Source organism: Comamonas sp. A23 (assembly GCF_004522605.1).
Taxonomy (GTDB): Bacteria; Pseudomonadota; Gammaproteobacteria; order Burkholderiales; family Burkholderiaceae_C; genus Comamonas; species Comamonas thiooxydans.
This window is the reverse complement of record NZ_RSDT01000004.1, coordinates 278,957-305,448: the sequence shown is the minus strand read 5'-3', so window position 1 is coordinate 305,448 and position 26,492 is coordinate 278,957. Positions and strand designations below refer to the sequence as shown.

Annotated in this window: 22 protein-coding genes; 9 read left to right on the top strand and 13 right to left on the bottom strand. The window is 63.2% G+C overall.

Going from position 1 to position 26,492, the window contains the following annotated elements; genetic code table 11:
• The first annotated feature begins 11 nt into the window (after nucleotides 1-11).
• The 3 genes from EIC84_RS12685 (at nucleotide 12) to EIC84_RS25975 (ending at nucleotide 2,707) form a co-directional block, all read left to right on the top strand.
• Nucleotides 12-1,553, top strand: coding sequence for a class I adenylate-forming enzyme family protein (locus EIC84_RS12685; RefSeq protein WP_003064776.1), 1,542 nt, complete (start codon nucleotides 12-14; stop codon nucleotides 1,551-1,553).
• A gap of 99 nt (nucleotides 1,554-1,652) precedes the next feature.
• Entirely contained in the window at nucleotides 1,653-2,420 is a 768-nt protein-coding gene (locus tag EIC84_RS12680; protein WP_003064777.1) for a tyrosine-protein phosphatase, read from the top strand.
• 137 nt (nucleotides 2,421-2,557) lie between these two features.
• Nucleotides 2,558-2,707 (top strand): hypothetical protein, encoded by a 150-nt coding sequence (locus EIC84_RS25975; RefSeq protein WP_003064780.1) that lies wholly within the window; start codon nucleotides 2,558-2,560, stop codon nucleotides 2,705-2,707.
• A gap of 68 nt (nucleotides 2,708-2,775) precedes the next feature.
• On the opposite strand, the gene EIC84_RS12675 is transcribed toward EIC84_RS25975, so the two are convergent.
• Both EIC84_RS12675 and EIC84_RS12670 read right to left on the bottom strand, forming a co-directional pair.
• Complete coding sequence (locus EIC84_RS12675; protein WP_003064782.1) at nucleotides 2,776-5,085, bottom strand: NADP-dependent malic enzyme; 2,310 nt, start codon at nucleotides 5,083-5,085, stop codon at nucleotides 2,776-2,778.
• 240 nt (nucleotides 5,086-5,325) lie between these two features.
• The gene (locus EIC84_RS12670; RefSeq protein WP_237704435.1) at nucleotides 5,326-6,840 is read right to left on the bottom strand and encodes a sulfatase-like hydrolase/transferase; all 1,515 of its coding nucleotides are present in this window, start codon (nucleotides 6,838-6,840) and stop codon (nucleotides 5,326-5,328) included.
• Nucleotides 6,841-6,980: 140 nt separating this feature from the next.
• Here EIC84_RS12670 and mnmE point away from each other — a divergent pair, with 140 nt between their 5' ends.
• Together mnmE and EIC84_RS12660 are read left to right on the top strand one after the other, a co-directional pair.
• Nucleotides 6,981-8,408, top strand: a complete 1,428-nt coding sequence (gene mnmE, locus EIC84_RS12665; RefSeq protein ID WP_003064786.1) for a tRNA uridine-5-carboxymethylaminomethyl(34) synthesis GTPase MnmE — start codon at nucleotides 6,981-6,983, stop codon at nucleotides 8,406-8,408.
• A gap of 56 nt (nucleotides 8,409-8,464) precedes the next feature.
• A complete protein-coding gene (locus EIC84_RS12660; RefSeq protein WP_034351101.1) occupies nucleotides 8,465-9,457 on the top strand; it encodes a restriction endonuclease in 993 nt (330 codons plus the stop codon).
• A gap of 116 nt (nucleotides 9,458-9,573) precedes the next feature.
• Here the strand turns inward: EIC84_RS12660 and yidC are convergent, their stop codons facing one another.
• The 4 genes from yidC to rpmH all read right to left on the bottom strand — a co-directional run bounded on the left by yidC (nucleotide 9,574) and on the right by rpmH (nucleotide 12,335).
• On the bottom strand, nucleotides 9,574-11,286 hold the full coding sequence (gene yidC, locus EIC84_RS12655) for a membrane protein insertase YidC (RefSeq protein WP_003064791.1): 1,713 nt from the start codon (nucleotides 11,284-11,286) through the stop codon (nucleotides 9,574-9,576).
• Nucleotides 11,283-11,582 carry a membrane protein insertion efficiency factor YidD gene (yidD, locus tag EIC84_RS12650; protein WP_003064792.1) on the bottom strand — a complete coding sequence of 100 codons (300 nt, stop codon included), beginning with the start codon at nucleotides 11,580-11,582 and terminating at the stop codon, nucleotides 11,283-11,285. The genes yidC and yidD overlap by 4 nt, the downstream gene beginning before the upstream one ends.
• Complete coding sequence (locus tag EIC84_RS12645) at nucleotides 11,579-12,136, bottom strand: ribonuclease P protein component (protein WP_003064794.1); 558 nt, start codon at nucleotides 12,134-12,136, stop codon at nucleotides 11,579-11,581. Before EIC84_RS12645 ends, yidD begins: the two co-directional genes overlap by 4 nt.
• A 64-nt stretch (nucleotides 12,137-12,200) precedes the next feature.
• Nucleotides 12,201-12,335, bottom strand: a complete 135-nt coding sequence (gene rpmH, locus EIC84_RS12640) for a 50S ribosomal protein L34 (RefSeq protein ID WP_003060014.1) — start codon at nucleotides 12,333-12,335, stop codon at nucleotides 12,201-12,203.
• Nucleotides 12,336-12,829: 494 nt separating this feature from the next.
• On the opposite strand from rpmH, the gene dnaA reads away from it, so the two are divergent.
• The 4 genes from dnaA to EIC84_RS12620 all read left to right on the top strand — a co-directional run bounded on the left by dnaA (nucleotide 12,830) and on the right by EIC84_RS12620 (nucleotide 18,753).
• Nucleotides 12,830-14,236 (top strand): chromosomal replication initiator protein DnaA, encoded by a 1,407-nt coding sequence (gene dnaA, locus EIC84_RS12635; RefSeq protein WP_003064795.1) that lies wholly within the window; start codon nucleotides 12,830-12,832, stop codon nucleotides 14,234-14,236.
• A 182-nt stretch (nucleotides 14,237-14,418) separates the two neighbouring features.
• Nucleotides 14,419-15,540, top strand: coding sequence for a DNA polymerase III subunit beta (gene dnaN / locus EIC84_RS12630; RefSeq protein WP_003064798.1), 1,122 nt, complete (start codon nucleotides 14,419-14,421; stop codon nucleotides 15,538-15,540).
• Between the two features lie 148 nt (nucleotides 15,541-15,688).
• Complete coding sequence (gyrB, locus tag EIC84_RS12625; protein ID WP_003064799.1) at nucleotides 15,689-18,256, top strand: DNA topoisomerase (ATP-hydrolyzing) subunit B; 2,568 nt, start codon at nucleotides 15,689-15,691, stop codon at nucleotides 18,254-18,256.
• The gene (locus EIC84_RS12620; RefSeq protein ID WP_003064801.1) at nucleotides 18,256-18,753 is read left to right on the top strand and encodes a MarR family winged helix-turn-helix transcriptional regulator; all 498 of its coding nucleotides are present in this window, start codon (nucleotides 18,256-18,258) and stop codon (nucleotides 18,751-18,753) included. The genes gyrB and EIC84_RS12620 overlap by 1 nt, the downstream gene beginning before the upstream one ends.
• A gap of 14 nt (nucleotides 18,754-18,767) precedes the next feature.
• Here the strand turns inward: EIC84_RS12620 and EIC84_RS12615 are convergent, their stop codons facing one another.
• From EIC84_RS12615 to EIC84_RS12585, 7 genes are all read right to left on the bottom strand, one after another.
• Complete coding sequence (locus tag EIC84_RS12615; protein ID WP_003064803.1) at nucleotides 18,768-19,757, bottom strand: tripartite tricarboxylate transporter substrate binding protein; 990 nt, start codon at nucleotides 19,755-19,757, stop codon at nucleotides 18,768-18,770.
• 22 nt (nucleotides 19,758-19,779) lie between these two features.
• Entirely contained in the window at nucleotides 19,780-20,508 is a 729-nt protein-coding gene (locus tag EIC84_RS12610) for an SDR family oxidoreductase (RefSeq protein WP_003064804.1), read from the bottom strand.
• A gap of 80 nt (nucleotides 20,509-20,588) precedes the next feature.
• Complete coding sequence (locus tag EIC84_RS12605; protein WP_003064805.1) at nucleotides 20,589-21,395, bottom strand: cyclase family protein; 807 nt, start codon at nucleotides 21,393-21,395, stop codon at nucleotides 20,589-20,591.
• Between the two features lies 1 nt (nucleotide 21,396).
• Entirely contained in the window at nucleotides 21,397-22,650 is a 1,254-nt protein-coding gene (locus EIC84_RS12600) for an SDR family NAD(P)-dependent oxidoreductase (RefSeq protein WP_134737315.1), read from the bottom strand.
• 85 nt (nucleotides 22,651-22,735) lie between these two features.
• The gene (locus tag EIC84_RS12595; RefSeq protein WP_003070859.1) at nucleotides 22,736-23,914 is read right to left on the bottom strand and encodes a thiolase family protein; all 1,179 of its coding nucleotides are present in this window, start codon (nucleotides 23,912-23,914) and stop codon (nucleotides 22,736-22,738) included.
• A gap of 2 nt (nucleotides 23,915-23,916) precedes the next feature.
• Entirely contained in the window at nucleotides 23,917-24,894 is a 978-nt protein-coding gene (locus tag EIC84_RS12590) for a tripartite tricarboxylate transporter substrate binding protein (protein ID WP_034363498.1), read from the bottom strand.
• 16 nt (nucleotides 24,895-24,910) lie between these two features.
• On the bottom strand, nucleotides 24,911-26,491 hold the full coding sequence (locus EIC84_RS12585) for an ATP-dependent acyl-CoA ligase (RefSeq protein ID WP_003070863.1): 1,581 nt from the start codon (nucleotides 26,489-26,491) through the stop codon (nucleotides 24,911-24,913).
• Nucleotide 26,492 lies beyond the last annotated feature (1 nt).

Genomic DNA, 26,492 nt, shown 5'->3' with positions numbered 1-26,492 from the left:
GGACGCCAGCAATGATGAATTTCATTTCCCTGCTCGACCAGCAGGCACGCACGCGCCCCGAAAAACTGGCGCTGCGCGCCGACGGTCAGGACTGGAGCTATGCCGCGCTGGCGCAGGCCGGCCGCCGAGCCGCCACCGTGCTTTATGAGCAAGGCGTGCGCCAGGGCGACAAGCTAGGTCTGCTGTGCTTCAACACCCCGGGCTTTGTGTTTGCGCTGCTTGGCGCCTGGCGGCTGGGCGCGGTCGTCGTGCCCATCAACCACAAGCTGCAGGCCCCGGAAGTTGCCTACATACTGCGCCACTCAGGCGCACGGCTGTGCATTGTGGATGGAGCGCGCGCATCGCTGATCGCAACGGTACAGGCCGAACTGCAGCCGGAGGCAGAACTGCGCTGGCTGAGCACGGCTTCTGCCGCCGAAGGCGTGGGCTTCTTCGATGAGCTGCTGGCGCAGGCTGCGCCCTGCGGCGACGAGCATGGCCGACCTGCGCCACACGCTCTGGCCGAGATTCTCTACACCTCCGGCACCACGGGCCAGCCCAAGGGCTGCCTGCACAGCCATGCCAATGTCTTCCATGCCGCCCTGTGTGCAGCGGCGGCCACCTCGCTGTCGCCCACGGAGCGCACGCTGATCGCCATGCCCATCTGGCACTCGTCGCCACTGAACAACTGGTTCCTGGGCACCTTGCTCATGGGCGGCACCGCCGTGCTGATGCGCGAATATGCGCCCAGGGAGTTTCTGGAGACGCTGGCGCAGGAGCGCATCAGCTTCACCTTTGGCGCACCGATTGCCTTTCTGGCTCCGCTGGCCGTGGTGCCGGATGTGGCCAGCTACGACTTCAGCGCTATGCGATTGTGGGCCTATGGCGGTGGCCCTCTGGGCGCGGACATGGCACGCAAGCTGGCTCAGCTCTATCGCAGCGACCGCTTCATGCAGGTCTATGGCATGACCGAATCGGGCCCTCTGGGCACCGTGCTCTACCCCGAAGAAGCCGTAGCCAAGGCAGGCTCCATAGGTCGCTGCGCCATACCCGGCGTTGAACTGGAAGTCCGCCGTCAGGACGGCAGCCTGTGCAGCCCCGGCGAAGTGGGCGAGATCTGCCTGCGCTCTGCGGCCATGATGCAAGGCTATCTGGACAACCGCGAGGCCACGGCCGCCGTGCTGGACGACCAGGGCTGGTATCGCAGCGGCGACCTGGCGCGCGTGGACGAGGACGGCTATCTCTACATCGTGGACAGACTCAAGGACATGATCGTCACCGGCGGTGAGAACGTCTACTCCAAGGAAGTGGAAGACGTGCTCTCGATCCACCCCGATGTGCAGGACGTGGCCGTCATCGGCCGCCCTCATCCCGAATGGGGCGAGACCGTGGTGGCAGTGCTGACCCTCAAGCCCGGCAAGACGCCGGACCATGAGGATCTGCGCCAGTTCATGGAGAGCAGGCTGGCTCGCTACAAGATTCCGCGCATCTTTGAAGTCCGTGACGCGCTGCCACGCACCGCGACCGGCAAGCTGCTCAAGCACATGCTGCGCGGCAGCACGACCAGCCACTGAGGCAGGCGGCGCTTTTCGTCGGGGCCGACGATGCATGCGCCGCAGCTGGGTAACACGGATGACATGGACGGGTCTTTGCAATCCGCTATAAGCAGTGATATGCAACTGAACCACGACCTGCTGACGGAGCGCCCAGCGCGCCAAGTCTCCCTCTCGGGAGCCTCCAATTTCCGTGATCTGGGCGGATATCGGGGCCTGGACGGCCGCCGCCTGCAATGGGGCAAGCTGTACCGCTCCGCCCATCTGGCGCATCTGACGCAGCAGGATCTGGAGCAGCTGCAAAAGCTGGGCATCCACCGCAGCGCGGACTTTCGCGGAGAAGGCGAAAGCGCGCATCTCTCCTATGACTGGCCCAGGATCGAACGCCATGCCCTGGTCGTCGAGCCCACGGTAGTGCAGCGCGCCCAGTCCATGATGGAGCAGGGCCGCAACCTCAGCAGCCGCGATACCGAGGAGCTGATGCATGACACCTACCGCAGCTTTGTGAACGTGTACGGCAATCGCTTTGCACAGTTCCTCGCGCTGCTGCAGCTCAGCGATGCGCCGCTGGTCTTTCACTGCACGGCCGGCAAGGACCGCACTGGCTGGGCCGCTGCCCTGCTGCTGACGGCGCTGGGTGTGGACGAGGAGCAGATCATGGAAGACTATCTGCTGACCAATCAGTACTTCAGACGCCCCGCCCAGATGTACGGCCAGCTGTCCGAAGAGGCTCTGGATGCGCTGTGGCGCGTACAGCCGTCCTACCTGATGGCCTCGGTCGATGTGGTGCGCGCCCAGCATGGCAGCGTGGACCGCTATCTGACCCTGGTTCTGGGTATAGACGGTGCTGCACGCGAGCGGCTGGCCGAGCTGTATCTGGAGACCTGATCAAATTTGATAGCTGCCAATGCTTATCCTGAATTGGTTTCATACCAATTTCAGGCATAACAAGCTGTTACGGCAGGGTATCTTCGGCCCGCTACCATGGGCCATAAGCCGCAGTGGATGCGGACAAGGAAATGCAGATGCGCAAATGGCTCACCCTGGCCGCAGCAGCCGCCACGCTGGCGCTGACGGCCTGCTCCGGCACCATGCCGGCCTCCTCCAGCTCCAGCGGCTCCAACAGCGTGGAAATCTTTGGCACGGTGGACACAGGCGTCAGCCGCACCTGGTAAGCCCCGCCGCAGGCACAGAAAAGCCCGCCGTGCTCCATGCACGGCGGGCTTTTGTTTTTACCGCGTAATTAACGGCTGACGTTGGCGTCGGCCACGGTCAGCGCCGTCATGTTCACGATGCGGCGTACCGTGGTGCTGGGAGTCAGCACATGCACGGGCTTGGCCGCACCCAGCAGCACCGGACCCACCGCAATGCCGCCGCCGGCAGCCTGCTTGAGCAGGTTGTAGCTGATGTTGGCGGCGTCGATATTGGGCGACACCAGCAGGTTGGCATCACCCAGCAGCGTGCTGTTGGGCATGAGCTTGGCGCGGGCCTTGCCATCCAGAGCCACATCGCCGTGCATTTCGCCATCCACTTCCAGCCAGGGCGCCTGCTCGCGCAGCAGTTCCAGGGTCTGGCGCATCTTGATGGCGCTGGGCTGGTTGCTGGAGCCGAAGTTGGAGTGGCTCAGCAGCGCAGCCTTGGGCTTGATGCCGAAGCGCATCATTTCCTCGGCGGCCATGATGGTGATCTCGGCCAGTTGCTCGGCCGTGGGGTCGTAGTTGACGTGAGTGTCCACCAGGAACACCTGGCGCTCGGGCAGCAGCAGGCCGTTCATGCAGGCATAGGTGGCCACGCCGCTGCGCTTGCCGATGACCTGATCGATATAGTTCAGGTGCACATTGGTGTTGTTCCAGGTGCCGCAGATCAGGCCGTCAACCTCGCCCTTGTGCAGCAGCATGGAGCCGATCAGCGTCAGGCGGCGGCGCATTTCGATCTTGGCGATGGGCGCGGTGATGCCCTTGCGCTCCGTCATGCGGTGATAGCTCTGCCAGAAGTCGCGGTAGCGCTCGTCATGCTCGACGTTGACCACGTCGTAGTCAGCGCCTTCCTTCATGCGCAGGCCGAACTTCTCGATGCGCTGGGCAATGATGGCGGGACGGCCGATCAGTGTCGGGCGGGCAATGCGTTCGTCCACCACGATCTGGGCCGCGCGCAGGATGCGCTCTTCCTCGCCCTCGGCATAGGCCACGCGCTTCTTGGTGGCCTTCTTGGCGGCGTGCACGATGGGCTTCATCATGGTGCCGGAGGCGTAGACAAAGGTCTTCAGGTGCTCGCGATAGGCATCCATGTCCTGGATGGGGCGCTTGGCCACACCGGCTTCGGCCGCAGCCTGGGCCACGGCGGGCGCCACGATCAGCATCAGGCGCGGATCGAAGGGCTTGGGAATCAGGTACTCGGGGCCGAAGCTCAGCACCTCGCCCACATAGGCGGCGGCCACTTCTTCGGACTGCTCGGCCTGAGCCAGCGCGGCAATCGCATGCACGCAGGCGATCTCCATCGAGGTGGTGATGGTGGTCGCACCGCAGTCCAGCGCGCCACGGAAGATGTAGGGAAAGCACAGGACGTTGTTGACCTGGTTGGGGTAGTCCGTGCGGCCCGTGGCGATGATGGCGTCGTCGCGCACCGCCTTCACATCTTCAGGAATGATTTCCGGGTTGGGGTTGGCCAGCGCGAAGATGATGGGCCTGGCCGCCATCTTCTTGACCATGTCCTGTTTGAGCACGTTGCCGGCGGACAGCCCCAGGAAGGCGTCGGCGCCCTCGATCACCTCACCCAGCGTGCGCAGCTCGGTCTTCTGGGCAAACAGCGCCTTGTCCGGGTCCATCAGCTCGGTACGGCCCTCGTAGACCACGCCGGCAATGTCGGTCACGAACACGTTCTCGCGCTTCAGGCCCACTTCCAGCAGCAGGTTCAGGCAGGCCAGAGCCGCGGCGCCGGCGCCCGAAGCCACCAGCTTGACCTCTTCGATCTTCTTGCCCGCGACCTTGAGCGCGTTGACCATGGCCGCTGCCACGGTGATGGCCGTGCCGTGCTGGTCGTCGTGGAAGACGGGTATGTTCATGCGCTTGCGCAGCTCGCGCTCCACGAAGAAGCACTCGGGCGCCTTGATGTCTTCAAGGTTGATGGCGCCGAAGGTGGGCTCCAGCGCAGCAATCACATCGACCAGCTTTTGCGGATCCTTCTCGTCGATCTCGATATCGAACACATCGACGCCGGCGAACTTCTTGAACAACACGCCCTTGCCCTCCATCACGGGCTTGGAGGCCAGCGCACCGATGTCGCCCAGGCCCAGCACTGCCGTGCCGTTGGAGATCACGCCCACGAGATTGCCGCGGCTGGTGTATTTGAAGGCCGCAGCGGGGTCCTTGACGATTTCCTCGCAGGGTGCAGCCACGCCGGGCGAGTAGGCCAGGGCCAGATCATGCTGATTGGCCATGGGCTTGGTTGCCGTGATGGCCACCTTGCCGGGCTTGGGGAACTCGTGATACTCCAGTGCCGCCTGACGCAGCAACGCACGTTTATCAATCGAGGTAATGGGCTTGGTGTCGGACATCAGCGGTCTCCAGCTCGCAAAGTAAGTCATCCGCAGTAAGGACTCTCTATGGGCACACAGCCCGGCCCCTGCGCTCCTGCGGACGATGAAATCGGATTTTGGATTGTAGGCCGAGTGCTATCAAAAAAAGAGGGGGTGCAGCTCGGCGTTTAAGGTCAAACAGCCATGACTGTTCAATAACAATGCAAACAAAATCATAACATTATGCGAACGATGCATAACACAAGGAGATTTTGCACCTCAGGGCGTGCAGGCATCGTCGCGATAGAGCTTGGCATAAGGCACGCCATCGAAATGCAGCTTCCGGCTGTCCTGCAAATGCGGCATCGCCGTGCTGGCTTCGTATCCCTGAGCTGCAATCAATATCTCGGGCGCCAGAGTCGTGCTGTGTGCCATAGGACTTTCAGAGATCGCCACCTCTTCACTCCCTTGCAGACTCCTCATTGCCTCGTTCGCCCAATATGCCAGTGGCACCTCCAGCACTGACTGATCATTGCCCTGGCGAGGGCTGTCCACACAAGGAGGAACTCCAAGGCCATGATCAGACACGTAAAGCAGCGCGCTGGGCGCGTCAGACGCTTCATCGACCATGCGAATCCAGTCGGCCAGCAGGTCCGAGGTATAGCGAATCGAGTTATCGTATGCATCTGCGCCCTCATAGCGGGAACGAGGGTAGCGCTGGGAGATATCGGGATGACTGCCATAGGTATGAAGAACCACTAGCTTATGTGACGCTTCATCCGCCAGCGACTTCTCCAGCCAAGTCGTCATCACTTCGTCATGTGCCCCATTGCCCACCTTGGCATAGACATCCGCAGAGCGACGCAATATCTGCGAGTACATATCCTCGCTCTTGTCATTGAATCTGGAGTTCGAAAAGACAAAGGTCTTATAGCCAGCATGCCGAGCCAAATCCAGGAACGAAGGCGAGGCATTTTTCTGGCTGTCGAAAGCAGACTGCCCCGTCAAAATATAGGGCAGCGCCTTTGCGGTATTGAAGCCATGAGCCATGACCTTGTAGGTACGCAAACCGGAAACCTGTCTCAGTGACTGATTGGTATCGTCTTCTTGATAGCCCAATAGCGACCAGCGATGGCTGCTGGCGCTCTCACCAATAATCACCACCAAGGTGTTCGCCTGAGATGCACTTGGCCTGGCAGACAGTGTCGGCTGATAGAAAACCTCTTTTTCCAGATCGCCATAACGCACTGCTGCCTTGGCCATATGCATGGGGTAGATATGACGCAGTTTATGCACATAGTCATTGACGGTGAACTGCTGAGTCATGCCAAAGGCAAAAAAGCTGGTCCAGAGCAATCCTATGCCCAGCAGTATTCTTTTCTCCCATTTCTGAAATGGAGCTGCTCCAGCCTTGCAGTTTTTAAAGAGAAAGTAGCCACATCCGAAACTTGCCACCAGCCAGCACAGCACGACAAGAATCATCTGGCGATTGATAGAGCTCAGGAACTCGGCAGCCTCATGAGCTTCGGTGCGCAGCAGCGTGGCAATGGAAAACTCATCGATCATGTTTCCCAAAAACTGGGCATGAAAAATATTCGCAGCGCCGATAAACATCAGCAGTGGAATACAGATCGCCAGAGACTTTCGGGACAGCGCCAAAGGATAGAAGAACAGCGCGGCCAACAGCGTGTAGCCCACCTCTTTTCCATATGAGCGAATGAGAAACGGAGGTGAAAAAAGCAATATCCAGGCTAGTAGAGAGCCCAGCCTCATTGCAAAGGAAGATATATTCATATTTCGTGACAGATTTGTGACGATTGTATGAAATACTTCTTCTGTTAAATAGCCGCCCAGGTAGCCTCACCACTGACTTCCTAGGGCTTGACCCGCAGGGCTATGATTCGCGGCTTCTCTTCTCGACCGAAAGTCCGCCCATGCTTCCCCGCCACAACGACCCGATTGCCGCCATTGCCACCGCTCCGGGGCGTGGTGCCGTGGGCATTGTTCGGGTCTCCGGCAAAGGCATTGCTGCGCTGGTACGGGCGCTTTGCGGCAAGGAGCTGAAACCGCGCGAAGCGACTTATCTGCCCTTCAGGGATGCGGGCGGCTCGCCCATAGACCATGGCCTGGCCATCTACTTTCCCGGCCCGCACAGCTACACGGGCGAGGATGTGCTGGAGCTGCAGGCCCATGGCGGCCCCGTGGTGCTGCAGCTGCTGCTGGCACGCTGTCTGGAAGCAGCACAGAGCACCAATGAAGATGGCAAGCCGGTGTTGACTGGGCTGCGCCTGGCCCAGCCCGGCGAGTTCACCGAGCGTGCTTTTCTCAACGACAAGATCGACCTGGCCCAGGCCGAGGCGATTGCCGACCTCATCGATGCCAGCACCGAAGCCGCCGTGCGCAGTGCCAGCCGTTCGCTGTCCGGCGCGTTCTCGCAGGAAATCCATGTGCTGCGCGATGCCCTGGTGCATCTGCGCATGCTGGTGGAGGCCACACTGGACTTCCCCGAGGAGGAAATCGACTTTCTGCAGAAGGCCGATGCCTTTGGCCAGCTGGAGCGCCTGCGCCACCAAGTCACTGCCGTGCTGGCACGCGCCCACCAGGGCGCGCTGCTGCGCGAAGGCATCAAGGTAGTGATTGCCGGTCAGCCCAATGCGGGCAAAAGCTCGCTGCTCAACGCACTGGCGGGGGCCGAGCTGGCCATCGTCACCCCGATTGCCGGAACCACGCGCGACAAGGTACAGCAGACGATTCAGATCGAGGGCGTGCCCCTGCATGTGATCGACACCGCAGGCCTGCGTGACAGTGATGACGAGGTGGAGCGCATCGGCATTGCACGCGCCTGGGACGAGATTGCAGCGGCCGATGCCGTGCTCTTCCTGCACGACCTGACCCGCGTGGAACAGGCCGACTATGCGGCAGCCGATGCCGATATCGCCCGCACCCTGCAGGACAAGCTGCCCGCGCAGGTACCGGTCATCCATGTCTGGAACAAGACCGATATGGCGGCTGCCGACGTGCAGTCCCGCCACACCGCCCAGCTCAATGCCGAGCAGATCGCCTTGTCGGCCCGTACCGGCGATGGCCTGGATGCGCTGCGCAAGCGCCTGCTGGAAGTGGCGGGTTGGCAATCCGCCCCCGAAGGCCTGTACCTGGCCCGCGCCCGCCATGTGGAAGCCCTGCAGGCCGTGGATGCCCATCTGGAGATGGCCGACGAGCAACTGGCTGCTCAATCCGCCCATCTGGACCTGCTGGCCGAGGAGTTGCGCCTGGCCCAGCTGTCGCTGAACTCTATTACTGGCGAATTCAGCTCCGACGACCTGCTGGGGGTGATCTTCTCCAGCTTCTGCATCGGCAAATAACTCTGGTGTTCCGTCAGCAGAAATAGTGGACCGACACCCACTCAAAAAGGACTTTTATGGCACGGATGTGGATGGTACGAGGCGAAGGCGGCAGTCTGTACGATGCTTTCCGAGAGCAAGGCGTGGTCGCCGTCGGCTGGAGTCAGTTGGCGCCACATGCCAAGCCTGGAGTTGACCGAAAGCAGTTAATTGCACTCTTTCAATCCATGGAGCCGCAGTCCAAGCAAGGCAGCGTGATATCGGGCGCTTCACAGGTCTGGCGTTTCGTCAATGAAATCCAAGACGGCGACTGGATCATTACTTACTCACCAGCCAACCGCCTCTACTCGATCGGCAAAGTTATGGGGCCATCCGAGCACCGCCCAGAATCGGCCGAGCAGGGCTTGTCTTTGGTGCGCAAGGTTCAGTGGCAAATGCAAGAACTCGCACGCGACAGTCTTAGCGCCAGTACAAAAAACAGCCTGGGCTCAACCCTGACTCTGTTTGAAGTCCCGTCCAGCGCAGCAAACGAAATACAAGCCGCACTAAAGGGCAAGCCAGCCCCAATACAGGCATACGAAGTAGAAGAAGAAACAATTGACCCACTGAGTGGCATTGAGGAACGTGCGCGAGAGCAGATCAAGGACCTCATCGTCAATCTGAGCTGGAAAGAGATGCAAGAGGTCGTCGCAGGCATCCTGCGAGCCATGGGCTACAAGACACAGGTGTCGCCAGACGGAGCAGACCGGGGCAAAGACATTGTTGCATCGCCCGATGGTTTTGGCTTTGAACACCCTCGCATCGTCGTTGAGGTCAAACACCGCAAGGAGCAGATGGGTAGCCAGGATATCCGCAGCTTCCTCGGTGGCCGACACAAGGATGACCGGGGTCTGTATGTAAGCACAGGCGGCTTTACCAAGGATGCACTGTACGAAGCAGATCGTGCCTCCATCCCATTGGCGATGTGGACACTAGAGCATGTAGTCCGTGCATTAATCGAGCACTACGATGCCACCGATGCCGAGACCAAACGCCTCATTCCACTAAAGCGACTGTATTGGCCTGCATAGATCTTTGATCAGACGGCGCATCAACATCGTTGGCAACCAACGAAATCTGCCCTTATTCATCCCATAAAAAAACGCCACCTTTTCAGGTGGCGTTTTTGTTGGCGCTGGCGCCGTGCTTACTTGCCTTCGGCAGCCTTGCCGAACTTCGGCAGGTTGAACTGAGGCGGCACGCCCATGCGCTTGTTGATGATCCACTGCTGAGCGATCGACAGAATGTTGTTCGTCAGCCAGTACAGCACCAGACCCGAGGGGAAGAAGAAGAACATCACGCTGAACATCAGCGGCATGATCCACATCATCTTGGCCTGCATGGGGTCAGGAGGAGCGGGGTTCAGGGCGGTCTGCAGCAGCGAGGACAGAGTCATCAGCAGCGGCAGGATGAAGAAGGGATCCGGCACCGAAAGGTCATGAATCCAGCCAATCCAGGGCGCGTTGCGAATTTCCACGCTGGATTGCAGCACCCAGTACAGAGCCATGAAGACAGGGATCTGAATAACGATGGGCAGGCAGCCGCCCATGGGGTTGACCTTCTCCTCGCGGTAGATGCGCATCATCTCCTGCTGCATCTGCTGGGGCTTGTCCTTCAGACGCTCGCGCATTTCCTGAATGCGGGGGTTGATGGCCTTCATCTTGGCCATCGAGGAGTAAGCCTTGGCGTTGAGCCAGTAGAAGGCAATCTTCAGCAGCACCACCAGGGCCACGATGGACCAGCCCCAGTTGCCGATGAACTTGTGCAGCTCGGACAGCAGCCAGTACAGCGGCTTGGCCAGAATCGTCAGCCAGCCATAGTCCTTGACCAGTTCCAGACCGGGCGAGAGCTTTTCCAGCATGGGCTCGATCTGAGGACCGGAGAACAGGCGCGAGCTCACGGTCTTGGTCTGGCCGGGCTCCACCGTGCCCACGGGCGTGATCATGCCCACTGCATAGAGGTTGTCGCCCACCTTGCGCACGAAGTTGTCGCGCTGAATGCCGTCGGCCAGCAGCCAGGCGCTGGCGAAGTAATGCTGCACCATGGCCACAAAGCCATTGGGAGAGGCCTTGTCGACCTCGGCCTTGCCGCTTTCGATGTCCTTGAACTCGACCTTGTGGTACTTCTTGGCGTCGGTATAGACGGCAGGACCGGTGAAGGTGGAGTAGAACGTGGACTCATGCTCGGGCTTGTTGCCGTCGCGCACCAGCTGCATGTACAGCTGGGGGTTCACGGCGGCAGAGCCGGTGTTGACCACATCGTGCTGCACATCGACGGCATAGGAGCCGCGCTTGAGCGTGAAGGTCTTGACCAGCTTCACGCCACCCTGGTCGGCCGACTCGAAGCGCACTTGCACGCTGTCCTGACCGTCCTTGAGCTCGCGCTCGCCGGGCATCACGGTCATGGGAGTCTTGTGCGTGGGGAAGTTGCCACCGATCAGGCCGGTCTGACCCAGATACACACGCTTGGCGTTTTCCTCGAACACCTGCATGAGCTTTTTGTCATCCACGGTGTCGGAGTACTTGAGCAGCTCGGAAGCTTTCAGCGTGCCACCTTCGCTGTCGAAGGTCAGACGCATCACATCGCTGCCCACGATCACGTCCTGACGGGGCGTCACGGCTGCTGCGGGCTGCGCCGCGGCATTGGCGGCACCGGGCACATCGCCGGCAGAAGCTGCTGCTGCGGGCTGGGGCACGCTGACGTCAGCAGGCTTGACATCGGCCGCAGCAGGCGCGCTGACCGTCTGCGGCGATGGGAAGAAGGTGGGCTTTTTGCCGTTATGGATTTGCCACTTGTCCCAGAGCAAAACCATGGAAAAGCCAAATATCACCCACAGTATGGTGCGGCGAATATCGTTCATGAAGACTTCTTAGGTGAGGAAGGTTGGGTGGTCGCGGAAGAGTCCGAGGCATCGTCCAGAAAGGAAAACAGCCTGGGCTTTTGCTGTGGCACGGGATCATGCCCTCCGTCACACCACGGATGACAACGCGCCAGCCGGCGCACCGTCAGATAAGAGCCTACCGCAGCGCCGTGTTGCTCCAGCGCTTGAAGGGAATAGGCCGAGCAGGTCGGCTCGAAGCGACAGGCCGAGCCCAGCCAGGGACTGAGCAGCAGCCTGTAGCCACGCACTACAGCCATGAGCAGTCGCTGCATCATGGCTGGTTCTCCGGCTGATTTGCTATTGAATCAGTAGCTTCTTGCGCTTTACCATCAATAACTTGAGGTGAATTCTTCTTCAAATCCACCTCCGCCTCGGCGGTCTGACGGGCCTGCGTCAGGCGGCGCGCCCCGGTCGCAAAAAGCTGTTGCAGTTCCTTGCGGACCGCTGCCTTGAGCTGATCCGAAGTTGCACTGACGAATTGCTTACGGTCAAACCCCGAGCGCAGGCGCACCACATAGGAAGCACACAGCAGGGCATCCTCGTAATCCGAGGACACCGCGTAGATCTGGCGCTTGATGGTGTGGCGCGTGACCGAGCGGCGTGCCCAGCGCTTGGGCACCATGGCACCCAGCCAGGCCTGCTTGCGCACGGCACCAATGCCAAACAGGGCCTGCGGATCGTTCGATCCGGGCCCTGTCCTGGGGTTGGCAACCATGTCGGAAACCTCGGCCACCAGCTCCATGCGATGCAGGGCGAAGTGCGGGGTACGGGCAATCGTGCCCGCGGACATGGTGGCCTGGAATTGCGGACGCGTTTTCAGCCTTTGCATAGGAGAGCCTCCGTTCAGAGGCCTTCAGCGCAGCGAATGAGCAGACCGCTAGCCAACGCCGGCCTTAGACGGCCAGACGCTTGCGGCCCTTGGCGCGACGTGCGTTGATCACGGCACGGCCACCCTTGGTCTTCATGCGGACCAGGAAACCGTGGGTACGGGCGCGGCGGATCTTGGAAGGTTGGTAAGTACGTTTCATGTTGGTTCCTTGAGAAGGTTCAGTATTTGCGTCGGCAAGGCGCCATGTCTGCGCCCGACCATTCCGGTTTTGCGCCGCACACTGTCACCGCCAAACCCGATATTTTTTCACATGCCGTGCATGTCATCGGACCAGAAGGCAACAAACGGAACAAAGCACCCGCCACAGCGCCTAAAGCAACTGGGCGCGCGCGCACAAAAAAGGCGCCCGGCTCATATCACCCTGAACACATTCAGGGAAACCGGGGATTATCACAGCGTTGCGCCTTTGATGCAATGACCCTTGAATTTGCTAAGGACTCGCGGGGTATCCCGTCAAGCACCTGCGCGGCCCAGAGATTCTTTACAAACAGCAGGCGGCCAATCTATTAGGATGTGCAGCCTATAACGCACCGGAGTCGGGGACAGCCTTCTGATATTTTGTGGATAACTTCCGCAAAAGCTACAATACCAACCCCGCAACTGTTCCTCCTATCCACAATTAGACTTTTGACAATGACAGAGGAACCAACCAATGATGCAGGCCAGGCCCTGTGGCAGGTCTGCGTTGAGCAACTGGGTCAGGAGCTGCCAGAGCAGCAATTCAACACCTGGATCAAGCCGCTGACGGCACTCGTTGCAGAAGATTTTTCCAAGGTCACCGTCTATGTGGCCAACCGCTTCAAGCTGGACTGGATCCGTGCCCAGTATGCGGGCCGCATCTCGGCCATGCTGGAGTCGCTCTACGGCCAACCCGTCACTCTTGAGTTAGCACTTGCTCAGCGGGAAAGCGTTGTTCGTACTTATGTGCGCCCTCCTTCATCGACTCAGCAGGCTGCGCCGCAAACGCACAATGTCGCCGTGCCTACCGTCACCAGCGAAGAGGCCAGCGCACCGGTTTTCCGCACCCGATTGAACCCGGCCCTCACCTTCGAGACGCTGGTCGAAGGTACGGCCAACCGTATGGCGCGCTCGGCCGCCATGCATGTGGCAGGCTCGCCCGGTCATCTCTACAACCCGCTGTTCATCTACGGCGGTGTCGGTCTCGGTAAGACCCACCTGGTGCATGCTGTGGGTAACCAGCTGCTCAAGGACAAGCCCGACGCCAAGATTCTCTACATCCACGCCGAGCAGTTCGTCTCGGATGTGGTCAAGGCCTACCAGCGCCGCACCTTCGACGAGTTCAAGGAACGCTACCACTCGCTCGACCTGCTGCTGATCGACGATGTGCAGTTCTTCGCCAACAAGGACCGTACGCAGGAAGAGTTCTTCAATGCCTTCGAGGCCCTGTTGGCCAAGAAGAGCCATATCGTGATGACGTCCGACACCTACCCCAAGGGTCTGGCCAATATTCACGAGCGCCTGGTCTCGCGCTTCGACTCGGGCCTGACGGTGGCCATCGAGCCGCCCGAGCTGGAAATGCGCGTGGCGATTCTGATCAACAAGGCCCGCGCCGAGAACGCCGACATGCCCGAGGAAGTTGCCTTCTTCGTGGCCAAGAACGTGCGCTCCAACGTGCGTGAGCTCGAAGGTGCGCTGCGCAAGATCCTGGCCTATTCGCGCTTCAACCAGAAGGAAGTGTCGATCCAGCTGGCCCGCGAGGCGCTGCGCGATCTGCTCAGTATTCAGAACCGCCAGATTTCTGTGGAAAACATCCAGAAGACGGTGGCTGACTATTACAAGATCAAAGTGGCCGACATGTACAGCAAGAAGCGCCCGGCCAGCATTGCCCGGCCGCGCCAGATTGCCATGTACCTGGCCAAGGAGCTGACGCAAAAAAGCCTGCCCGAGATCGGCGAGCTGTTTGGCGGCCGCGACCACACCACGGTGCTGCACGCCGTACGCAAGATTGCGGGCGAGCGCCAGACCAACACCGAGTTGAACCAGCAGCTGCATGTGCTGGAACAAACGCTCAAGGGTTAAGAGCGTGTTCACGATCTGCTCGCGCCGACGTAGAGATCATGACCACGCTCTGAAAAACTCCCCCATGAATGTCACTCACACAGGGCAAAATGGGGAATTCACGCGGCATGAGGGAGCGTCCGCCCAGCCCTGCGGATGCCGCCGCGTCAAAACAAATGCGCACTTAAATCACTGAGGTTGACATGATCGTCCTGAAAGCCACACAAGACAAAGTTCTCGCGGTCCTGCAATCGGTGGCCGGCATTGTCGAGCGCCGCCACACGCTGCCCATTCTGGCCAATGTGCTGATCAAGAAGACCGGCAATGCACTGCAGCTGACAACCAGCGATCTGGAAATCCAGATCCGCACCACGGCCGAGCTGGGCGGCGACGCCGGCGACTTCACCACTACCATCGGTGCCCGCAAGCTGATCGACATCCTGAAGACCATGCCCGGCGACCAGACCGTGAGCCTGGAGACGCAGCAGTCCAAGATGATTCTGAAAGGCGGCAAGAGCCGCTTCACGCTGCAGACCCTGCCCGCCGAAGACTTCCCGCTGGTGCAGGAATCGGCCGCCTTCGGCCCCGCCTTCAGCGTGCCGCAAAAAGTGCTCAAGGACCTGCTGGGCCAGGTCTCCTTTGCCATGGCCGTGCAGGACATCCGCTACTACCTCAACGGCATTCTGTTCGTCGCCGAAGGCAACACCCTGAGCCTGGTGGCCACCGACGGCCACCGCCTGGCCTGGGCCAGCGCCACGCTGGACGTGGAAGTGCCCATCAAGCAGGAAGTGATTCTGCCGCGCAAGACCGTGCTGGAGCTGCAGCGCCTGCTGTCGGACGCCAGCGGCGAAAACCAGCCCGTCATCGAGATGCAGTTTGCCAACAACCAGGCCAAGTTCACCTTTGGCGGCATGGAGTTCGTGACCAAGCTGGTCGAGGGCAAGTTCCCCGACTACAACCGAGTCATCCCGCGCAACCACACCAACAGCGTGACCCTGGGCCGCGCCCCGCTGCTGGCATCGCTGCAGCGCACGGCCATCATGACCAGCGACAAGTTCAAGGGCGTGCGCCTGTCGGTCGAGCCCGGCACGCTGCGCGTGGCGTCCAACAACGCCGAGCAGGAAGAGGCCATGGACGAACTCGACATCGACTACGGTGGCGACACCATCGAGATCGGCTTCAACGTGACCTATCTGATCGATGTGCTCACCAATATGAGCCAGGACATGGTCAAGATCGATCTGCAGGACGGCAACAGCTCGGCGCTGGTCACCATCCCCGAGAACGAAAGCTTCAAGTACGTCGTGATGCCCATGCGCATCTGAGTGGACCGAACGCAGCCAGCCATTTCATTGCCTGAAATAACAGGAGCAGCTACCGCTCGTCCTGTAATGATTTCAGGCAAGTATTCATTTGAAAGTTATGCAGGTCAGGCGCCAACAGCTCCTGATCTTGTAGCAGCAAGGTAATTTCATGACCGAAGAGAACAAGCCAGACACCCAGACCGCCGCAGATGCAGGCGGCTATGGCGAAGGCGCAATCCAGATCCTGGAAGGCCTGGAGGCGGTGCGCAAGCGCCCAGGCATGTACATCGGTGACACCTCGGACGGCACCGGTCTGCACCACCTGGTCTTCGAGGTCGTGGACAACTCCATCGACGAAGCGCTGGCCGGCTACTGCGACGACATTCTGGTCACCATCCATGCCGACGGCTCGCTGTCCGTCATCGACAACGGCCGCGGCATTCCCACCGGCGTGAAGATGGACGACAAGCACGAGCCCAAGCGCTCGGCTGCCGAAATCGCGCTGACCGAGCTGCACGCCGGCGGCAAGTTCAACCAGAACAGCTACAAGGTCTCGGGCGGCCTGCACGGCGTGGGCGTGTCCTGCGTGAACGCGCTGTCCGTCTGGCTCAAGCTCACCGTCAGCCGCGACGGCCGACGCCACGAGATCGACTTCTCGCGCGGCTTTGTGCAAAACCGCCTGATCGAAGTCGTGGACGGCGCCGAAGTCTCGCCCATGCGCGTGGTCGGTGCCAGCGACAAGCGCGGCACCAAGGTGCACTTTCTGCCCGACCAGGAAATCTTCAAGGAGAACTTCGAGTTCCGCTACGAAATTCTGGCCAAGCGCCTGCGCGAGCTGTCCTTCCTGAACAACGGCGTGCGCATCCGCTTGAAGGACGAGCGCGACGGCAAGGAAGACGACTTCTCGGGCGCCGGCGGCGTCAAGGGCTTTGTGCAGTTCATCAACGGCACCAAGAAGGTGCTGCACCCCACCACCTTCCATGCCAACGGCTCGCGCCCTGCGGAAACCTATGGCGGCATTCCCGGCACCGAAATCGGTGTCGAAGTGTCCATGCAGTGGAACGACAGCTATGCCGAACAGGTGCTGTGCTTCACCAACAACATTCCCCAGCGTGACGGCGGCACCCACCTGACCGGCCTGCGCGCGGCCATGACCCGCGTGATCGGCAAATACATCGCCGACAACGAAATGGCCAAGAAGGCCAAGGTCGAAGTCTCCGGCGACGACATGCGCGAAGGCCTGTGCGCCGTGCTCAGCGTCAAGGTGCCCGAGCCCAAGTTCTCCAGCCAGACCAAGGACAAGCTGGTCAGCTCCGAAGTCCGTGCGCCCGTGGAAGACATCGTGGCCAAGAGCCTGACCGACTTCCTCGAAGAAAACCCCAACGACGCCAAGATCCTCTGCGGCAAGATCATCGAGGCCGCGCGTGCCCGTGAAGCCGCGCGCAAGGCCCGCGAAATGACGCGCCGCAAGGGCGTGCTCGACGGCATGGGCCTGCCCGGCAAGCTGGCCGACTGCCAGGAAAAAGATCCTGCGCTGTGCGAAATCTACATCGTCGAGGGTGACTCCGCCGGCGGCTCCGCCAAGCAGGGTCGCGATCGCAAGTTCCAGGCCATCCTGCCGCTGCGCGGCAAGATCCTGAACGTGGAAAAGGCCCGCTACGAAAAGCTGCTGTCCAGCCAGGAAATCATCACCCTGATCACGGCCCTGGGCACCGGCATCGGCAAGGTCAGCGAAGACTCGGGCAAGAGCAGCAGCGACGACTACAACCCCGACAAGCTGCGCTACCACCGCATCATCATCATGACCGACGCGGACGTGGACGGCGCCCACATCCGAACTCTGCTGCTGACCTTCTTCTACCGCCAGATGCCCGATCTGGTCGAGCGCGGCCATATCTACATCGCCCAGCCGCCGCTGTACAAGGTCAAGAACGGCAAGGAAGAGCTCTACCTCAAAGACGGCCCGGCCCTCAACAAATACCTGCTCAAGATCGCGCTGAACCATGCCAGCGTGAACACCGGCGGCGACAATCCGCGCACCGTCGAAGACGAAGAACTGGCCAAGCTGGCCAACATGCACCTGGCCGCCGAAACCGTCATCGAGCGCCTGTCCAACTTCATGGATGCCGAAGCCCTGCGCGCCATTGCCGACGGCGTGCAGATCAAGCTCGACACCATCGAGGAAGCCCAGGAGTGCGCCCCGATTCTCGAAGCCAAGCTGCGCGAGCTGACCACCACCGGCGTTCCCGCCGATGTGACGGCCGAGATCGACCCCAACAGCGAGCACCCCATCCTGCGCATCAGCCGCCATCACCACGGCAATATCAAGAGCTCCATCCTGACCCAGGAGTTCGTGCGCAGCCATGACTACGCCGCCCTGTCCGACGAAGCGCAGAACTTCGTCGGCCTGCTGGGCGAAGGCGCCAAGGTCACGCGCGGCGAAGGCGAGAAGGCCAAGACCGAAAAGGTCGGCGACTTCCGTCAGGCCATGGCCTGGCTGATCTCCGAAGCCGAGCGCACCACGGGTCGCCAGCGCTACAAGGGTCTGGGTGAAATGAACCCCGAGCAGCTCTGGGAAACCACCATGGACCCCAACGTCCGCAGCCTGCTGCAGGTCAAGATCGGCGACGCCATTGAAGCCGACCGCGTCTTCACCATGCTCATGGGCGACGAGGTCGAACCGCGCCGCAACTTCATCGAAGACAACGCGCTGCGGGCGGGGAATATCGACGTTTGATGTCCTCGGGCGACGTGGGTACCAGTATGGATCAGGATTCACAGGAGGCGCATGCGCTGCCTCCCATGCCTTTTGTTGAAGACTATCTGCCGGCGCTGCTAGCGCAGGCCAGCAAGCTAATTTCAGCTGAATTCCATACAGTGGTCGAGTCCGAGGGCTTCTCAATCACCGAGTGGCGAATCCTAGCCTCGCTGACAGGCACCTCCGGCATCAGCACCGGCCGCCTGGCGCAGATCTCGGTCAGCAAGCAGCCAACTGTCACGCGCCTTCTTGATCGCATGGAAGCCAAGGGCTATGTGGAGCGCTTCGCGCACGATACCGACCGACGTCTCACCATGGTGCGCATCGCGCCGGCCGGCCAAACTATTGTGGCCGACCTGATCCGCAAGGCCAAGGAGCACGAGTTGCGAGTGCTGCAGCCCTTCGGCCTCAAGCGCGCCGAAGCGCTCAAGGTCACGCTACGGCGCATCATCGAACTACACCTGCCTCCGGGCTGAGAGGCGGATTCACTTCAATCCGCCTTGATGCCCTGCGTCCTCACGATAGGACCAAACAACGCCGCTTCCTCGCCGACCATGGCCGTCAGTTCAGCGGGCGACAGCGTCATTGGTTCGGCTCCGACCTCTGCAAACCGGGCTTTGATGACAGGCTGCGCGAGCAACTTGTTCAGTTCGCGGTTCATGCGCATCACATGGGCCGCTGGCATCGCTGCTGGCGCATAGACCGCAAACGGCGTGTCCACGTAGACTTTGCCAAAACCAGCCTCCTCAATCGTGGACACATCGGCAGCATAGGATGGCCGACGTCGGCTTGCCACGGCCAGCAGCTTGAGCTTGCCGGCCTTTACACTGGGAAATACCGTGCCTGGCACCAGCGCATAGTCGACCTGGCCGGCCATCACGCTTTGGATTGCCGGCGCTGCCCCCCGATAGGGAATGTGCGCCGCGGTGATGCCCGCCGCCTGCTTGAACAGCTCACCGCCCACATGCGGCGTGGTGCCGTTGCCGGCCGATCCGTAGCTGAGCTTGCCGGGGTTGGCCTTCGCATAAGCCACGAATTCGGCCAGCGTGTCCGGCGCCAGCGTTGGCCGCGTCACCAAAAACAACTGGGTATTGGCCAGTAGCGCCACATGCTGCAGGTCCTTAGCAGGCTGGATCGGCATGCGCTCGAACATCAATGGATTGACCGACTCCAGCGTGGTCACGTTGACCAGGAAAGTGCGGCCATCGCTGCCGTTGCGTGCCACCTCCACTGCAGCGACATTACCGCTGGCACCGCTACGGTTGTCGATAATCACAGGCTGACCAAGCGCTTCGCTCAGTTGAGGTACCAGCAGGCGCATCAGCACATCGGCCAATCCTCCCGGAGGAAAAGCCACAACAAAGCGTACGGGCTTGCCGGGCCAGACAGCCTGGGACAGCGCCGGAGTGCCGACCATGGTCATAGCCCCTGCCAAAGCCAGCAGGTCTCGGCGGCGTGGATAGTGAAAACGTGAGGCCATCAATATGCTCCTGGAAATGGTCCTACAGTGCCAGGCTGCCGACGCTGGTGCCGCCGCAGACGTAGAGCACCTGGCCGGTGACGAAACTGTTGGCCGCATCGGCGAAGAAGCCGACGGCGCGCGCCACGTCGGCCGACTCGCCGAGCCGGCGCACGGGCACCGAGGCGGCGAGCTGGCGCTCGCGGTCGCTGCCCTGCTCCACCACGTCGTAGAACATGTCGGTGCGGATGGGCCCGGGCGCGACCACGTTGACGGTGATGCCCTCGGGCGCCAGCTCCAGCGCCCAGGTACGCGCCATGCCCTGCATGCCGGCCTTGGTGGCCGAGTAGCTGGTGCGCGTGGCCAGGCCCAGCGCGGCGCGCGACGACAGCAGCACCACGCGGCCGAACCGGCGCGCGCGCATGGCCGGCAGCGCCGCCTGCAGCATCTGCACAGCGCAGCCCAGGTGCAGGTCGACCAGCGCATCCAGGTCACTGAGCTTCACGTCGGGCAGCAGCGCGGCGCGGATCACACCGGCGTTGTGCACGATGGTGGTGACCTCGTGCCGCCGCACCATGGCCTGCACGGCCTCGGCCGTGGCGGCGCGGTCGGCCAGGTCGACCTCGATGCTGTGCAGCCGGGGGTGGTCGATCTCGGTGCGCCGCCGCGCCAGCGAGACGACTTCGTAGCCCTGCTCCAGCAGTTGTTCACAGATGACCTTTCCGATGCCGGCGCTGCCACCCGTCACCGCCGCGATCTTGTTGGCCCCCACGCTCCCCGCTGCGCGAGGTTCGCTGCTCCCCAAGGGGGCGCTCGCGCCTTCGGGCGGCCGTGCGGCGCTCGTGTTCGCTTTCATGCCTTGCCCTCCACCAGTGCCAGCACGCGCAGCGGGCTGCCGCTGCCGTTCTCGATCTTCAAGGGCGCCGCCACCACCAGCGCGCCGGTGGGCGGCAACTGGTCGAGGTTGGTGAGGCACTGCAGGCCGTACTTGCCGGCGCCGTGCATCAGCGAATGGCAAGGGTACGGCGGGCGCAGGTGGTAGCCCTGGCCGGCGTCGGTGCCTATGGATTCGGTGCCGAAGCCCAGCACGCCGCGCTGCTCGACCAGGAAGCGCACAGCCTCGGTGTCCGGCCCCGGCGTGTGCTGGCCACTGGCGTCGAAGTTCTGGAAGGCCTCGGCATCACGCGCCTGCGACCAGCGCCGCGCCCAGTCGGTGCGCATCAGCACCCAGTGGCCTTCGGGGATGCGGCCGTGCGCGGCCTCGAAGCGCTCGATGTCGGCCACGCCCATCAGGTAGTCCGGGTCGGCCGCGGCCTGGGCGCTGCAGTCGATCACGCAGGCCGGCGCGATGAAGTGCTGCGCCGGGATGCTGTCCACCGCGTTGTTGGGCAGGTCGCGGCCCGAGATCCAGTGGATGGGCGCGTCGAAGTGCGTGCCCGTGTGCTCGCCGCAGGAGAAGTTGTTCCAGTACCAGCCGGGGCCGCGCTCGTCGTAGGCCGAGATCTGCTCGATGCGGAAGGGCTGGCACTGGCCCATCTCGGGCGGCAGCGCGATGGCGGGGAAGTCGGGGCTCAGCGTCTGCGTCAGGTCGACGATGCGGATGCGGCCGGTGGCGAGGGCGAGCGCCATGCCGCCGAGGAGTTCGAGGGGGGTCTGCATGTCAATATCCTCCAGCGGCGATTTCGCGCTCCAGTACCTTGGGGTTGTGGCGCCAGCGCTCCAGCCATTCCTGGGCGACGTCGCCGGGATAGATGTCCTCCACGCCGTCCTTCAGCGCCTTGACGATGGCCGAGGCCAGCGCCGCCGGCGCCAGCTTCGGGGGCGGCAGGTTCTGGTTCCATTCGTCGTCGATGGGTCCGGGGAAGACGTTGACCACGCGGATGCCCGCGGGCCGCATCTCGGCGCGCAGGCACTGCGCCAGCGACAGCGCCGCGGCCTTGGAGGCCGAGAAGGTGCCATGCGGCGGGAAGTTGGCCAGCGCATAGATGGACAGCAGGTTGACCCAGGCCGTTGCATGCGTGGCACCATCCGCCGAGCGGCCTTTGAGCGCCGGGCCAAAGCACTGCGCCAGCCGCAGCAGGCCGAGGTAGTTGACCTCCATCTCTGCCTTGGCCACGTCGGTGCCGCGCCGCGCCGCGATGCCAAAGCTGCGGTGCAGCTCGGCCGTGTTGACCACAATGTCGACCTTGCCGCCGATCTGACCGGCCAGCGTGCCGACCGAGCGCTCGTCGGTCACATCCAGCGGCACCAGCGTGACCTGCGGCAGGGCCGCCAGCTCCGCCAGGCCGGGCAGTTGCTTCCAGGGCTCTGCATGGCCGACCCAGACGAGGTCGGCACCGGCCTTGACCAGGGCGCGGACCACGGCCTGGCCGGTGGCGGACTTGCCGTCCGTCACCAGCACCTTGCGGTACTTCGGGTCGCTGGCCATCTCGCGCAGCATGGGGTCGTCAGCCATGTTCTCCGTTCCTTTCTCGGGGTATCCGATCAGCACCGCCTGGCCGGCGCGGTCGAGATGCGCCTGCACCCGCACGCGGCAGGGCGCAGCTCCCACCTCGCCATGCAGATGCACCATGACGCTGGGGCCGGCGTCGAGCCGCACCATGCCCAGGCGCCAGGGCAGACGCTCGCGGAAGTACAGGTCGTTGCTGTGCGCCAGCGTGGTCATGGCCAGCAGCTCGCCTGCGCCGCTTTGCAGCTGCCAGGGCAGCTCGGGCGACAGGCAGCGGTGGCAGGCCTCGCGCGGCGGGTACTGCACGGCGCCGCAGTCGGCGCAGACCTGCAGCGCGAAGCGGCCTTCGGCCGCCGCAGCGGTGAGGCCCAGCGCCACGCGGCCGCGCGCGGCTGGCGGCAGGTTGATCTGCGGGGTGCGCAGCACCGGGTTCTTGCGCGGGGGCTTGATGAAGGGCATGGTCATGGCGCCTCCGCCGGGCCGCCCCTAGGAGAGCGCCGCGCCCCCTCGGGGGGCAGTGAGCACACGCAGTGCCGAACGTGGGGGTCTTTCATTCGCTTGTCTCCAGGATCACCGCCCCGGTGCACAGGCAGCGGTCGTAGGTCACCATGCCGAATCCGCCCACCAGCCCGGTGCGCGCGCCCGCCACGCCGCGCTCGCCGGCCTGGCCGGTGAGCTGGCGCAGAGTCTCCGTCATGCCGAGAAAGCCGCCAGCCGCGCCCGCCTGCCCACACGAGAGCTGGCCGCCGCTGGTGTTGTGCGGAAAGTCGCCGGCATACGTCAGGTCGTGCCCGCGCACGAAGGCCGGGCCCTCACCCTTGTCGCAGAAGCCCAGGTCCTCAATCTGCATCATCGCGATCACCGGGTAGTCGTCGTAGGTCTGCAGCAGGTCGATGTCCTGCGGCGCGAAGCCGGCCTGGGCATACAGATCGGCGCAGTCCATGCGCCAGCCGCCGCGCAGCATCACCGGGTCGTCGGCATAGGCGTTGTGGCGCTCAATGGCGCCGCGCAGCAGCACATGCGGCAGACCCAGGTCGCGCGCTCGCTCGGGCGCCATCACCAGGAAGGCCTCGGCGCCGGCGCAGGGCATCACGCAGTCGAACAGGTGTATGGGATCGGAGATCGGCCGCGCCGCCATGTACTCATCGAGGGTCAGCGGCTTCTTGAACAGTGCGTTGGGGTTGCGCAGCGCGTTCGCCCGCTGGGCCACCGCGATGCGGCCGAAATCCTCGCGATGCGCGCCGTAGCGGCGCATATAGCTGGCGGTGATGAAGGCGAACATCGAGTTCGGCCCGCCCGCGCCATAGGGATAGCTGGCGTCGCGGGCGAAGTCGCTGAACGCGCCCAGCGTCTGGCGGAACGAATCCACATGGTTGGTATCGGCCGCCACGCAGGCCACCACCTCGGCGTCGCCGCACTGCACGGCGCGGGCCGCGCGGCGCAGCGCCATCACGCCCGAGGCGCCGCCGGTGGGGATGTGGTCCAGCCAGCGCGGCGACAGGCCCAGGTGCTGGGTCACGCCCACAGCCGTGTCGGGCGCCAGCGAGAAGCTGCTGACCGTGAGGCCGTCGATCTGCTCCTTGGCCAGCCCGCTGCCCTGCAGCAGGCCACGCACGGCCTGGCCCAGAAACCAGTGCGCGCCATGGATGGAGTAGCGTTCGTAGGGCACAGTGACGGGCACGGCCAGCGCCACGCCCTCGTAGCCCCTGCGTCGGATGTATGCGGTCATGTTCAGTCCAGCCTGATGCCGGCCGCGCGGATGATGCGACCGAATTTCTGGGTGTCGCCCTGGATGGTCTGCGCGAACTGCTCGGGCGTGCCGGCCACCACCGTCATGCCCACGCCGGACAACAGCTCGCGCGTCTGCGGCATCTGCAGGATGCTGGCCAATTCCTGGTGCAGCTTGGCTATGACGGGCTGGGGCGTGCCGGCCGGCACCACGAAGCCGATCCAGGTCAGCAGATCGATGCCGGGCACGCCGGATTCGGCCAGCGTGGGGACGTCGGGCAGCAGCGGGTTGCGCTGCGCGCTAGTCACCGCCAGCGCACGCACCTTGCCGCCCTTGATGTAGGGCATAGCCGGGCCCAGCGCATCGAAGATCAGCGGCACCTGGCCGCCCACCGTATCCGTCATCGCTGGCGCGCCACCCTTGTAGGGCACGGCCAGCAGGTCCGCGCCGGTCGCGCTCTTGAAGACCTCACCCGCCACCTGCGCCGGCATGGCGCCATGCGCATAGGCCAGCTTGCCGGGCTGCGCACGCGCCGCCACCAGCAACTCGGACACCGTGCGCGCACTGACCGACGGGTGCGCCGCCAGCACCATGGGCATGGTGATGGCCAGCGTCACCGGCGCAAAGCTCCTGGCCGGGTCGTAGGGCAGCTTGCCGTACAGGCTCTGGTTCATGGCCAGCGTGGAATCGATGGCCACGAACAGCGTGTAGCCGTCTGGCGCCGCCTTGGCGGCCGCCTCGGCAGCGATGATGGTGTTGCCGCCGGGCTTGTTGTCCACCATGACGGGCACCTTCCAGCGCTCGCCCAGGCGCGCCGCCACGGTGCGGGCCACAAGGTCGCTGCCGCCGCCGGGCGGAAAGGGCACGATGATGCGGATAGGCTTGCCGGGATAGGCATCCTGCGCCGCCACGCCGCAGACCAGGCAGGCGCTGCACAGCAGCAGGGCCAAAGATCGTTTCAGGAAGGGCAAAGCTCGCATGGAAGCTCCTTCGGGGTCAGCGCTTGAGCCGGATGCCGGCCGCCTCGCGGTCCCAGGTCTGCGCGGTGATGCCGCGCTCGCGCAGCTTGAACTTCTGCACCTTGCCGTTCTCGGTGGCGGGCAACGCGGCCATGAACTCGAGGTAGCGCGGCACCGCGAAATACGCCATGCGCGGCTCGCAGAAGCGCACCAGCTCCACCGGGTCCAGCGCGGCGCCTTCGCGCGGCACGATGGCGGCCATGACCTCGTCCTCGGCCAGCTCGCTCTTCACCGGAAACACCGCCGCCACGGCCACGGCCGGGTGGCTGAGCAGCACCTGCTCGACCTCGTAGGATGAAATGTTCTCGCCGCGCCGGCGGATCGCGTCCTTGAGCCGGTCGAGGAAGGTGAAGAAGCCGTCGGCATCGCGCACCACGCGGTCGCCGGTGTGGAACCACAGGTTGCGCCAGGCTTCCACGGTCTTGTCTGCCATGCCGAAATAGCCGGTGGCGAAGGCGAAAGGCTCGTCGGCGCGCAGCAGCAGCTCGCCGGGCGTGCCAGGCGGCACGTCCTCGTCGTGCTCGTCGGCCACCCGGGCAGTGAAGCCCGGCACGATGCGGCCCATGCTGCCGGGGCGCTGCTCGGCATCAAGGCCGATGACGAAGTTGCTCTCGGTAGAGCCATAGCCGTCGAGCAGGCGCATGCCGAAGCGCTCGCTGAACTGCGCATGAAAGCGTGGCGGAACGCCGGGCGCCAGCGCAATGCGCGCGCGGTGTGCGCGGTCGTGCGGCGTCGCTTCCTTGGACAGCAGGATTGGCACCATCGCGCCCAGCACATAGGTGGCCGTGGCCTGGTGCCGCACCAGCGCGGCCCAGAAGCCCGAGGCCGAGAAGCGCTTCTCCACCACTAGCGTGGAGCCGGTCAGCAGGGCCTGGAAGAAGGCGTTCATCGCGTTGGTGTGGAACAGCGGCAGCGTGGTCAGCAGCACCTCGCCATCGCCCAACTCCAGCAGCTCGGCGGTATGCCGGCCCCACCAGTAGAACTGCGCATGCGGGCAGCACACGCCCTTCGAGAGACCCGTCGTGCCCGAGGTGTAGAGGATGGCCAGCGTGTCACCAGGCTGCACTGGTGCGGCATCCACCAGCGCATCACCCGGTGCCGGAAAAGGCTCGGTGCCGGGTTCCTGCGGCGCGTCTATGCGCCATACGCGCTCCAGTGGCAGACCATCACGGTCTTCCAACCCGCGCAGCGCCGCCAGCCCTTCGGCCTCGGCTACGAACAGCCGGGCGCCCGAGTTGGCCAGGATGTGCCGCAGCGTGGCACCGCGCGCGGCGGTGTTGACCGGCACGGTGACGGCGCCGATCCAGGCGCAGCCCAGGAAGGCCTGCAGGAACTCGGCACGGTTGCCGCACATCAGCGCCACGCGGTCGCCGGCACTGATGCCGGCGGCCTGCAGCACCGCGCCCATGGCCTGGGCTGTGCGCAGCGCGTCGGCGTAGCGCCAGCGGGTATCGCCTGCGACGAGCAGCGTGCGCTCGGGAAAGCGGCGGCACTGTTGCTCCAGCATCGCCGGCAATGTGCGGCCGGCAGGTGCGAAGGATTCAATGGCAGTGGACATC